Annotated in this window: 13 protein-coding genes; 9 read left to right on the top strand and 4 right to left on the bottom strand. The window is 69.2% G+C overall.

The features are described 5' to 3' along the window. Positions 1-25 precede the first annotated feature (25 nt). Positions 26-757 carry a competence/damage-inducible protein A gene (locus NBT82_RS05590; RefSeq protein ID WP_251330578.1) on the bottom strand — a complete coding sequence of 244 codons (732 nt, stop codon included), beginning with the start codon at positions 755-757 and terminating at the stop codon, positions 26-28. Between the two features lie 38 nt (positions 758-795). Then, positions 796-1,656 (bottom strand): 3-hydroxyacyl-CoA dehydrogenase family protein, encoded by an 861-nt coding sequence (locus NBT82_RS05585; RefSeq protein ID WP_251330577.1) that lies wholly within the window; start codon positions 1,654-1,656, stop codon positions 796-798. A 103-nt stretch (positions 1,657-1,759) separates the two neighbouring features. Between NBT82_RS05585 and NBT82_RS05580 the strand changes: the two genes are divergently transcribed. The 9 genes from NBT82_RS05580 to NBT82_RS05540 all read left to right on the top strand — a co-directional run bounded on the left by NBT82_RS05580 (position 1,760) and on the right by NBT82_RS05540 (position 9,254). Next, positions 1,760-2,224 (top strand): nucleoside deaminase, encoded by a 465-nt coding sequence (locus NBT82_RS05580; protein ID WP_256476678.1) that lies wholly within the window; start codon positions 1,760-1,762, stop codon positions 2,222-2,224. Between the two features lie 73 nt (positions 2,225-2,297). After that, on the top strand, positions 2,298-3,110 hold the full coding sequence (locus NBT82_RS05575; RefSeq protein WP_251330576.1) for a class I fructose-bisphosphate aldolase: 813 nt from the start codon (positions 2,298-2,300) through the stop codon (positions 3,108-3,110). Then, positions 3,110-3,958 carry a class 1 fructose-bisphosphatase gene (locus tag NBT82_RS05570; RefSeq protein ID WP_251330575.1) on the top strand — a complete coding sequence of 283 codons (849 nt, stop codon included), beginning with the start codon at positions 3,110-3,112 and terminating at the stop codon, positions 3,956-3,958. Before NBT82_RS05575 ends, NBT82_RS05570 begins: the two co-directional genes overlap by 1 nt. 90 nt (positions 3,959-4,048) lie before the next feature. Then, on the top strand, positions 4,049-4,450 hold the full coding sequence (locus tag NBT82_RS05565) for a hypothetical protein (protein ID WP_251330574.1): 402 nt from the start codon (positions 4,049-4,051) through the stop codon (positions 4,448-4,450). Positions 4,451-4,483: 33 nt separating this feature from the next. Beyond that, entirely contained in the window at positions 4,484-5,338 is an 855-nt protein-coding gene (locus tag NBT82_RS05560) for an HpcH/HpaI aldolase/citrate lyase family protein (protein ID WP_251330573.1), read from the top strand. A gap of 61 nt (positions 5,339-5,399) precedes the next feature. Continuing rightward, positions 5,400-6,653, top strand: coding sequence for a Glu/Leu/Phe/Val family dehydrogenase (locus tag NBT82_RS05555; RefSeq protein WP_251330572.1), 1,254 nt, complete (start codon positions 5,400-5,402; stop codon positions 6,651-6,653). A gap of 50 nt (positions 6,654-6,703) precedes the next feature. After that, the gene (pyrB, locus tag NBT82_RS05550) at positions 6,704-7,633 is read left to right on the top strand and encodes an aspartate carbamoyltransferase (protein WP_251330571.1); all 930 of its coding nucleotides are present in this window, start codon (positions 6,704-6,706) and stop codon (positions 7,631-7,633) included. Further along, complete coding sequence (gene pyrI, locus NBT82_RS05545; RefSeq protein WP_251330570.1) at positions 7,630-8,115, top strand: aspartate carbamoyltransferase regulatory subunit; 486 nt, start codon at positions 7,630-7,632, stop codon at positions 8,113-8,115. The genes pyrB and pyrI overlap by 4 nt, the downstream gene beginning before the upstream one ends. Positions 8,116-8,378: 263 nt before the next feature. Then, complete coding sequence (locus tag NBT82_RS05540) at positions 8,379-9,254, top strand: hypothetical protein (RefSeq protein WP_251330569.1); 876 nt, start codon at positions 8,379-8,381, stop codon at positions 9,252-9,254. Between the two features lie 127 nt (positions 9,255-9,381). Here the strand turns inward: NBT82_RS05540 and NBT82_RS05535 are convergent, their stop codons facing one another. Beyond that, on the bottom strand, positions 9,382-10,455 hold the full coding sequence (locus NBT82_RS05535) for a mandelate racemase/muconate lactonizing enzyme family protein (protein ID WP_251330568.1): 1,074 nt from the start codon (positions 10,453-10,455) through the stop codon (positions 9,382-9,384). Continuing rightward, positions 10,452-11,393 carry a 1,4-dihydroxy-2-naphthoate polyprenyltransferase gene (locus NBT82_RS05530; protein WP_251330567.1) on the bottom strand — a complete coding sequence of 314 codons (942 nt, stop codon included), beginning with the start codon at positions 11,391-11,393 and terminating at the stop codon, positions 10,452-10,454. Before NBT82_RS05530 ends, NBT82_RS05535 begins: the two co-directional genes overlap by 4 nt. Between the last annotated feature and the right edge of the window lie 29 nt (positions 11,394-11,422).

The following is an 11,422-nucleotide window of genomic DNA, read 5'->3' as shown; positions in this document are numbered from 1 at the left end:
CGGCTCGCAGAATCAGTCGTGATTCTCACTCGTCGACGACGTCGATCCGCTCGCGGAGCCACGCTGCCGCCGCGGCGACCGTTTCGTGGTCGGTGCCCGTGAGCTTCAGCCGGTTTCGCTCGCCGGTGCTCGGGTAACTCCCGACCGTCACGTCGAACTGCTCGCGAACCCCGGCGAGCGCCTCGACCATCGACCCCTCGGGCTGGGGCGTCAACAGCGTCGCCGAGACGGCGTCGCCGCCGAACTCGCCGGCCACCAGTTCGAAGAGTGCGCGCACCTCGGCCGGGACGCCCGGGAAGGCATAGACGTTCTCGAGGACACACCCCGGGCAGAGTCCCTCTGGGTTGACCAGCGGCCGACTCCCCTCGGGGAGGGCCGCCCACGCGTCGACGTCGATGTCGAGGTCGTGGGCATCGACCAGGTCGGGGTTCTCGTCCCGGTAGGCGGCGACGGTCTCGATCACGTCCTCGCGGACGGCCGGATGGACGACCAGGTCGCGGCCGAAGGCGTCGGCGATGGCGTCGACGGTCACATCGTCGTGGGTTCCGCCGAGACCCCCGGTGACGATCACCGCGTCGAACGCCGTCGACCAGTCGTCGACGGTCTCGGCGATGAGTGCTCGGTCGTCCGGGACGGTCAGGATGCGAACGACCGTCGCACCCGCGTCGGTCAACCGTTCCGCGAGCCACGTCGCGTTCGTGTTCTCGATGTCACCAGCGAGTACCTCGTCGCCCACGGTGAGGATGGCGACTTCCATCGACGGGTCCGAGGAGCGCGGGGGTAAAAAGGACCGCGCTAGTCGTACTCGTAGAATCCCGCGCCCGTCTTCCGGCCGAGGTCGCCGGCGTCGACCTTCCGCTTGAGCAGGTAGGGCGGCTTGTACCGGTCGCCGAGTTCCTCGGCGAGCGTCTGGCTGGCATCGAGACAGACGTCGAGGCCGATGTGATCGGCGAGTTCGAGCGGCCCCATCGGGACGTTCGTCCCGAGTTTCAGTCCGGCGTCCATGTCCGCCTTCGTGGCGACGCCCTCGTCGTAGGCGCGGATGCCCTCGTTGATCCACGGCATCAGCACCCGGTTGACGACGAACCCGGGTTTGTCGTCGGACTCCCAGGTCGTCTTGCCGAAGTCCTCGGCGAGGGCATGCGAGACGTCGACCACGTCGTCGGCCGTCTTCTCCCCGACGACGAGTTCGAGCCCCTCCATGATCGGCGCGGGGTTCATGAAGTGGAGGCCGACGACGAGTTCGGGACGCTCCGTCGCCGACGCGATGGTGGTGATCGAGAGCGTGGAGGTGTTGGTCGCGAGGATCACGTCGTCGTCCACCGCGTCGTCGAGGTCCGCGAAGATGTCCTGTTTGATCTCCATGTTCTCGACGGCGGCCTCGATGACGTAATCACAGGTCGCGAGGTCGTCGAGATCGGTCGTCCCGGCGATGCGCTCGACGGCGGCGTCGGCCTCCTCGCGCGTGAGTTGCTCCTTCTCGACGAACCGCGAGAGGCTGTCGTCGATGCGGTCGAAGCCGGCCGCGACCAGGTCGTCCTCGATGTCGCGCATCACCACGTCGTATCCCGCCGTGGCGGCCACCTGTGCGATGCCGCTGCCCATCGTCCCGGCGCCGACGACCCCGACGGTGTCGATGTCCTGTAAGGTTCGCATGCTCGCTCCTGGGCGTGGCAGGACTGTAAGCATAGCGACCCGGTGGCGATCCGGAGCGCCGGCGTCCCGAACCGATATGTCGCTTCGGCCGTTCGGTCGGTCCGTGCCACGTCCCGAGTTCGACAGTTTCGACCACCCGTCACACATGCGGGCGGCCTTCGACCTCGCCCGCGAGGCCGCCGCCCGCGGGGACGAGCCGTTCGGGTCCGTGCTCGTCCGCGACGATACCGTCGTCATGACCGAGTCGAACCGCATCAACACCGCGGCCGACTGCCGACGCCACCCGGAACTCCACCTCGCGTATCGTGCGTGTCGGGAGTACGACCCCGAGGAACGCGCCGAGATGGCGATGTACACCAGCACGGAACCGTGCCCGATGTGCGCCGGTGGGATGCGAACTGCCGGGTTCGGGCGAGTCGTCTACGGCGTGGGTGGCGAGGAGGTGGTGGCGTTCACCGGCCGGGAGCCGACCGTCCGCTCGGCCGCGATCCTCGACGGCGTGACCGACGTCGTCGGCCCCGTTCTGAACGACGAGGGGCGGGCGGTTCACCGGGCGTTCGACTGGTGAGCGACCGTCGGTCGAGGCTGCGTGGCCGCCGACCACACGCTTTATGTGTGAATTCGCCGGTACGTCTACACACATGATCCCCGGCGCTGACTCCGCGATCACCCGCGACGGCAAGGCACTGATCCTCGCGTACGACCACGGCCTCGAACACGGCCCGGTCGACTTCGAACCGGTGCCGGAGACGACCGACCCGGCGACGGTGTTCGACGTGGCGACCCACGACGCCGTGACGGCCGTCGCCGTCCAGAAGGGCGTCGCCGAGGCGTACTACCCCTCCTACGAGGACGACGTGAGCCTCCTGGCAAAGCTCAACGGCACGAGCAACCTCTGGATGGGCGAGCCCGACTCGTCGGTCAACTGGTCGGTCGACTACGCGGCCGAACTCGGCGCGGACGCGATCGGCTTCACGCTGTACGGCGGCTCGAACCACGAAGTCGAGATGGCCGAGGAGTTCCGGGAAGCCCAGGAGGCCGCCCGCGACCACAATATGGGCGTCGTGATGTGGTCCTATCCGCGCGGGCAAGGGCTGAAAGACGACACGAGCCCGGGCACCATCGCCTACGCCTCCCGGCTGGGGCTGGAACTCGGCGCCGACATCGCGAAGGTGAAATATCCCGGCTCCGCCGACGCGATGGAGTGGGCGGTCGACAGCGCGGGCGACATGCGGGTCGTCATGAGCGGCGGATCGAAGACCAGCGACGAGGCCTTCCTCTCGACGGTCCGCGAGGCGATGGACGCCGGCGCGAACGGGCTGGCCGTCGGCCGCAACGTCTTCCAGCGGGAGAATCCCGAGGCCATCCTCGACGGACTGGAGGCCGTCATCTTCGAGGACGCGTCCGTCGACGCGGCGCTCGCGACGAGCGACGGGCTCGCGGCCGACGAGTGATGTCCCACCACGACACCGTCGGCGCGATCCGTGAGGCGGTGGCCGCCGCGGCTCCGGAGATCCGGGCGGGACTCCCCGGTCGCCGCGAGAAGTCGGATGCCGAGAACCCCACCGGCGATCGGCGGCTGGCGGCCGACGAGTACGCCGACGATCTGTTCGAGGAGCGCCTCGGGGGCCTCGACGGCGTCGGCGCGTACGCCAGCGAGGAGCGACAGTCGGTCGTCGACACCGGGACCGGCCTCTCGGTCGCGGTCGACCCACTCGACGGCTCCTCGAACCTCAAACCCAACAACGTCATGGGAACCATCGTCGGCGTCTACGACGCGCCGTTGCCAGCGCGCGGACGCGAGCTGATCGCGGCGGGCTACATCCTCTACGGCCCGATCACCACCATGGCCTTCGCCCACCAAGGCTCGGTCACCGAGTACCTGATCGAGGACGGCGTCCCGACGCCACTCCGCGAGGACGTGACCCTCCCCGACGAGCCGACGGTCTACGGCTTCGGCGGGCGGGTCCCCGACTGGCCGGCCGACTTCGCGGCCTACGTCGAAGAGATCGAATCGGAACTCAAACTCCGCTACGGCGGGGCGATGATCGGTGACGTGAACCAGGTTCTGACCTACGGTGGCGTGTTCGGCTACCCCGCCCTGGAGTCCTCGCCGGCGGGCAAACTCCGCCTCCAGTTCGAGGGCAACCCAGTCGGCTACGTGATCGAGTCGGCGGGCGGCCGGAGTTCCGACGGCACCCGGTCGCTGCTCGACGTCGACCCCGACGAACTCCACGACCGGACGCCGGTCCACCTCGGGAACGCGTCCCTGATCGACCGACTGGAAGCGGCGCTCGACTGATCCCCTTGACCGGGCGTTCGGCGCGGTAATCGATGATTTACGCGGCGTATGGGCCGTATACTCACGGGGATGGTGATCCAGCCGTGAGATATGGCAACGAACCGGACTGAAACCGGCAGCTCCCGGTCGTCGGAGCCGGTGGGGCCGCCCGTCGGTGGCGCGTACGCCAACTGGATCGCCGCCCGAACCACGGCGTACGCGGGGTGGCTCTGGGCGCTCGTGGTCGTCGTACTGCTTCTCGACGGTTCGCTCACGGCCGTCGGTATCCGCCTCGGTCTGACCGAACTCAACCCCGTCGCTGCCGGCCTCATCGCCGACATCGGCGTGCTGCCCGCACTAGCGGTGCTGAAAGGCGGTGCGATAACCGTCGGCCTCGCGGGGTGGGTCGTGATGCCCGCCGACTACCGGGGGCTCGTTCCAGCCGGACTGGCAGTCCCCTGGACGGTCGCCGCCCTCGTCAACCTATTCACCGTCGGGGCTGTCGTCATCTAGGGGATTCATCACCACGGCCGCCCAGGGCCCGGTATGGCTCGCCGCACCGTCCTGTTCTCGCCGGGTGACCGCCCCGAACTCTGCCGCAAGGCACCGGCCACCGGCGCCGATACGGTCGTGTTCGACCTCGAAGACGCCGTCGCTCCCGCTCGGAAGGCCGAGGCGCGGGCGGCCGTCGCCGACCTGCTCGCGGATCCGGAGTTCGATCCCGCGGGCGTCGAGGTGGCCGTCCGGATCGGCGCCGCCGACGCCGCGACGGCAGACCTCGACGCCCTGACCGACCGAGACCTACGCCGCCTCGATGCGGTGATGATGCCGAAAGCGACCGTCGAGAGCGTGAGGGCCGTCGCCGACGCGCTCTCGGCACACGATCTGTCGGTCCCGGTCATCGCGCTGATCGAGACGGCGACCGGCATCCTCGACGCACCCGAGGTGGCGGCGCTCGGCGTCGTCGACGCCCTCGGGTTCGGCGCCGAGGATCTCTCGGCCGACCTCGGCGCCACTCGCACCGCCGAGGGGACGGAGGTGTTGTACGCCCGCGAACGCGTCGTCGTGGCGGCGCGGGCCGCGGGCGTCGAACCCATCGACACCGTCTACACCGATCTCGACGACGCCGAGGGGCTTCGCTCCGAGACGACCTTCGCCGCGACGCTCGGCTACGACGGCAAGATGGTCATCCACCCGGATCAGGTACCGATCGTCGCCGAGGCGTTCGCCCCCGACTCCGAGGAGGTAGCGTGGGCGCGGCGGGTGCTCGCGGCGCGGGAAGCGGCCGACGACGACCGGGGCGTCTTCGAGGTCGACGGCGAGATGATCGACGCGCCACTGCTGGCCCGCGCCGAGCGTATCCTCGATCGGGCGACGGAGACGGAGACGGAGACGGAGTGACACGACTCGCCAACGGCAGGTCGAAAGGACTGTATTACAGGAGGTCGAACCGGCGGGTCAGATGGCGGAAATCAACCCGTTCGAGAGCCTCCAGGAGCAGATCGACGACGCCGCGGCCTATCTGGACGCGGACGGCGACGTGATCGAGCGGCTCAAACGGCCCGAACGCGTCTTGGAGACCACCCTCTCGGTCGACATGGACGACGGGAGCGCCGAGCAGTTTCACGCCTACCGGGTCCAGTTCAACGGCGACCGCGGCCCCTACAAGGGGGGGATTCGCTATCACCCGAACGTCACGCAGGATGAAGTGACGGCTCTCTCCGGGTGGATGGCGTACAAATGCGCAGTCGTCGATATCCCCTACGGTGGGGCGAAGGGTGGCATCGCGTTCGATCCCCGGGAGTACTCCGAGCGCGAACTCGAACGCATCACGCGCGCGTTCGCGGCCGAACTCCGGCCGATCATCGGCGCTGACCGCGACATCCCCGCACCCGACGTCAACACCGGACAGCGAGAGATGAACTGGATCAAAGACACCTACGAGACGCTGGAGCGGACCACCGAACCCGCCGTCGTGACGGGGAAGGCGCTGTCTTCCGGGGGCAGTGCGGGTCGCGTCGAGGCGACCGGCCGGTCGACGATGCTCACCGCCCGTGAGGCCTTCGACTACCTGGGTCGTGGCATCGAGGACGCGACGGTCGCCGTCCAGGGCTACGGCAACGCGGGATCGGTCACCGCGACCCTGTTGGAGGCCGAGGGGGCGACCGTGGTCGCGGTCAGCGACTCCCGGGGTGGGGTGTACGCGGCCGACGGCCTGGACACCGAGGCGGTCAAAGAACACAAACGCGAAACCGGGTCGGTCGTGGGCTATCCCGACGCCGACGAGGAACTGACCAACGAGGAACTGCTGACCGCGGACGTGGATCTGCTGGTGCCCGCGGCACTGGAGAACGCGGTCGACGAGAGCATCGCCCGCGACGTGCGGGCCGACGTGATCGTCGAAGCGGCCAACGGGCCGCTGACCCCCGACGCCGACGACGTACTCACCGAGCGTGACGTCTACGTGCTCCCCGACATCCTGGCGAACGCGGGCGGGGTCACCGTCTCCTACTTCGAGTGGGTGCAGAACCGCCAGCGGTTCGCGTGGACCGAAAAGCGGGTGAACGACGAACTCGAACGTGTCATTACCGAGGCGTTCGACCGCCTGGTCGACACCTACGAGTCCGTCGACGTGCCGAACCTCCGGACCGCGGCGTACGTCGTCGCCATCGAGCGGGTCGTGGACGCGTTCGACGACCACGGCAACTGGCCATAGGTCATCGCGTGCCGGGGGATTCAAGACGCCCCGGGTGACTCACACACGTAATGTTACAGGACCACCTCATCAGCGCGGCCCACCTCTCCCGGGACGACATCGAGGCGGTGCTCGACCACGCGGCGGCCATCGACGCCGACCCGTCGGTGGTCAGCGGCCGACACGAGGGGCGCGTCCTCGCGCTCTGTTTTTTCGAGCCGAGTACGCGGACGAAGATGAGCTTCGAGTCGGCGATGAAGCGCCTGGGCGGCGAGACCATCGATATGGGCTCGGTCGAGTCGTCGTCGGTCAAGAAAGGCGAGAGCCTCGCGGACACCGTCCGGGTGATCGAGGGGTACGCCGACGCCCTCGTCCTCCGACATCCGAGCGAGGGATCGGCGAAACTCGCCTCGGAGTTCGTCGACGTACCGCTGGTGAACGCCGGCGACGGGGCCGGACAGCACCCGAGTCAGACCCTGCTCGACCTCTACACCATCCGCGAGAACGCCGGTCTCGACGACATCACCGTGGGGATCATGGGCGACCTGAAGTACGGTCGGACGGTCCACTCGCTCGCCCACGCACTGACGAACTTCGACGTGCGACAGCACTTCGTCAGTCCGGAGAGCCTGCGCCTCCCCCGCAACGTCCGCTACGACCTCCACGAGGCGGGCGCACAGGTGCGCGAACACACCGACCTCGACGAGGTGCTCCCGGAACTGGACGTACTCTACGTCACCCGCATCCAGCGCGAGCGTTTCCCCGAGGAGCGGGAGTACCGCGCCGTCGCCGGCGAGTACCGCATCGACAACGACGTGTTGGCCGACGCGTCGGACGACCTGACCGTGATGCATCCGCTCCCCCGGGTCGACGAGATCGCCCCGGAAGTGGACGGGACGGCACGCGCGAAGTACTTCGGTCAGGCACACAACGGCGTCCCGGTTCGGATGGCTCTGCTCGACAGTCTGCTCGGCGACGACGAAGAGGGTGACCGTCGATGACCGACGAGGAACTCCGCGTCAGCAAGATCCGTGACGGTACCGTCATCGACCACGTCACCGGCGGGCAGGCGCTCAACGTCCTCGCCATCCTCGGCATCGACGGCACCGGCGGCGAGACCGTCAGCATCGGCATGAACGTCCCCAGCGACAAGTTGGGCCGAAAGGACGTTGTGAAGGTCGAGGGACGCGAACTCAGCCAGTCCGAGGTGGACGTCCTCTCGCTGATCGCGCCCGAGGCGACGATCAACATCATCCGCGATTTCGACGTGGTCGATAAAAACCGGGTCGAACGAACCGAATCGGTGACGGGCATCCTCGTCTGCCCCAACCACAACTGCATCACGAACGCGGACGAACCGATCCGGACCGAGTTCGAGGTGCTGTCCGACGGCGTCCGCTGTTCGTACTGTGACACCATCGTCCGGGAAGGCGACGTGGCCGAGCACATCGACGCCCGCCAGTCGGGCGAAACCGCTTTGTGACCGGTGGTCCAAGGAAGACCCATGTCAGGAAAGACGAAGTTCATCCTGGTGCTCGCACTGATCGCAATCGGCTACGTCCTGCTCTCCGGCGACAAGGAACCTGTCGAGGTCGACGTCGAGGAGTAAGCCTCCTCCCCGGACGCGGGCGTACGTCTCCCCGTCGTTGCGGGGATCGAGTCGCCCGATCCGGCCGGAGATCTCTCGATCCCCGGTCGGCGGCGATAACCCACATTCTTACCAGCGACGGTCCCGTTACGAGAGGTATGTACGGCGTCGTCACGCGGAACGCCGAGGAGTTGGAGTGGTCGGCGTTCGACGCCGGCTTCTACGAGGTGAAGGACGTGACCGGGCGCGCGGCCGCGCCGCTCTCGACCGGCGTCAACATGGTGTCGGCCTTCGGCGACAACGCGGCCGTCGGTGACGATCCCTCGATGGCGGCCGTCGACGCCGAGGGGCGCCCCGCGACGCGGGAGCGCTCCTACTTCGACTGGTCGTACGTCTGTCCAACCCACGACCGCTACCGCGAGGGGTTGCTCGAGATCGTCGACGACTGCGTCGAGGCCGGACCGGCCCTCCGTCTCGACGACGTCGGCTTCCCACGCGACGGCTACTGCCGCTGTGAGCGGTGCGACCGCCGCTTCGCCGGGAGCGAGTTCGACGACCGCACGGACTGGCGCGCATCAGTCGTGACCGACTTCGTGTCCGCGGTGCACGAACGCGTCCCCGGCGACCTCCATCTCACGCTCTATCCGGACCCCTACGCCGGCCACCTGCGCGCCCGGAGTGGTGTCGACATCGAGGCGCTGGCGCCGATGGTCGACGAGTTCGTCGTTCCGCTCTACGACACCGCCTACGGCACGACGTACTGGCTGGAGACCATCGCCAGGGGGTTCGAGAGCCGGCTGGCAGGGCTGGAGTCTCGCCTCGCGATCGAACTCTACGCCGTCGAGGTCGACGTCGACGCCCTCGTCGGTGCGACGGCGGTCGCCGAAGCCTCCGCCGACGCGGTGTACTTCGGCTACGACGCGAGCAACGCGGCGGCTGCCATCAGGCGGATGCAGGCCGACCGTCGCGAAGGGGTCTCACACGGCGAGACCGCCGCCACCGACACCGACACCGGCGATCACAGCGGCCCGTAGGACAGCGCCCAGACGGCGGCGATGCCGGCACAGAACACGAGGACGGCGAACAGTCCGAGTACGTAGAGCAGGCGGCCCGTCGTCATACCCCGTGGTTCGGTGCGGGTTCGTATAGCTCCGGCGGCGTTCAGACGAGGTCGTCGAAGGCCGACCCGGCGACGCCGGGGCCGTCGGGAACGGCGACCGCCCCGTCTTCGACGGGGACGGGATCGGGACAGAGGTCCGTCGCGAGGGTGTCGCGAGTCGCCAGCCCGCAGGGCCGGATCTCGGGGATGGCGGCGGCGACGTGGACCGCTGCCGTCCGGGCCGGCGCGGCGTCGACCGTCGTCGTCACCACCGGGTCGACGCCCGCCGCGCGCGCGGACCGCGCGGTCCGGACGGCCCGTCCCGGACCGCCGAGTGCCATCGGCTTCAACACCACCACGTCGGCCGCGTCGGCGCCGAGGATCGCCGCCGGCGGCATCTCGGCCAGCGTCTCGTCGAGCGCGATGTCGACACCGCGGCCCCGGAGCGCCGCGTGACCCGACAGGTCGGTGGCGGGGAGGGGCTGTTCGAGGTACGCCAGATCGAGCGTCGCGAGCGCCTCGATTGCCTCCCTCGCCGTCTCTCGGTCCCACGCACCGTTGGCGTCCGCCCGGAGCGCCACGTCGGACCCGACGGCGGCTCTCACCGACCGGAGGCGGGTCACGTCACGGTCGAGGCTACCGACGCCGACTTTCACCTTCAGACAGGCGACCCCCGCGTCCACCGCGTCGATGGCGGCCGCGACCGTCTCCGCCGCCGGAGCGTCGCCGAGTGTCGCGTTCACCGGGACGGTCGCTGCCGGCCGGTCGGCGAGGAGGGCCGCGAGCGAACGGTCACGACGCCGACCCGTCGCGTCGAGGAGGGCGCTCTCGACGGCGTGTCTCGCCGCGGGTGCGTCGGCCAGCGGATCGGTGATCGCCGCTGGCGCGTCGGCCAACGGCTCCCGCGGATCGTCGACGGCCCGGAGGCCGCCGATCGCGTCCGCGTCGGCGACGGCGTCGAGCGCCGTCCGACAGTCGTCGATCGACTCCGTCCAGCCGGGGAGCGGCGTGGCCTCGCCGACCCCGCGGACGCCGTCGGCGCCGATCCCGACCAGGACGCCCTCGCGTCGCTCGATGCGGCCGCGAGCGGTCGACAGGGGAGCGACGAGGTCGAGGGAGAACTCGTGGCGGTTCATACTCCCACCGCCAGACCGACGCCGAACAGGAGAGCGTGGGCCGCGAGCAGTTTGCCGGTCCGTTCGAGGGCGGGGTTGAGTGCCTCGCCCGAGGTCCGGGTACTGACGGTGCGCGCCAGGCCCGCGGCAAGCGGGAGGGTAAGCAGCGGCAGACAGACGACCGGGGAGGCGGGGCCGGCGAGCCACATCGCGGGCGGGACGAGGTACGCGAGCGCGAGCAAGGCGACGTACTGGACGCGGCTCCAGCGATAGCCCAGCCTGACGGCGAGGGTCCGCTTGCCGGTCCGGGCGTCCGTCTCCATGTCGCGGACGTTGTTCACGACGAGGATGTTCGTCGAGAGCGCGGCGACGGGGAGGCTGGCGACGACTGCCACGGGGGGGAGCGTCCCCGACGGAATCGAGAGGGGAAACGGCGACGCGAGGACGGCGGCCGCCTGGACGTAGTACGTCCCCGTGACGGCGACGACGCCGAAGAAGACGAACACGAAGAGGTCGCCGAGGCCGTGGTAGCCGAGCGGGTAGGGACCGCCGGTGTAGGCGTAGCCGGCTGTAACCGACAGCAGTCCGACGATCAGGATGGGGAGGCCGCCGACGTAGACGAGTCCTGTACCCACGAGGACGGCGGCCCCGAAGGTGAGGTAACTGGCACGTTTGACTGCCTTGGGCGAGATGAGCCCCGACTGCGTGACGCGGGTGAACCCCTCGCGGTCGTCGGTGTCGGCGCCCTTGACGGCGTCGTAGTAGTCGTTGGCGAAGTTGGTACCGATCTGAATGAGGGCGGCACCGATCAGGGCGGCAGCGGCCGCGAGGAGGTGTTCGACACCGCGCCCGACCGCGAGGCCGGTGCCGACGGCGACCGGCGCGGCGGTCGCCGGGAGGGTCTGTGGCCGTGCGGCCATCACCCACGCCCGACGTCGGCTGGTCTCCTGTGTGCTCATCGTCGGACGGTGGGACCCGAGCGCGTAAA

Source organism: Haloplanus sp. HW8-1 (genome assembly GCF_023703795.1).
In the GTDB taxonomy this organism is placed as follows: Archaea; Halobacteriota; Halobacteria; order Halobacteriales; family Haloferacaceae; genus Haloplanus; species Haloplanus pelagicus.
This window is presented reverse-complemented; position numbering and strand designations above follow the sequence as displayed.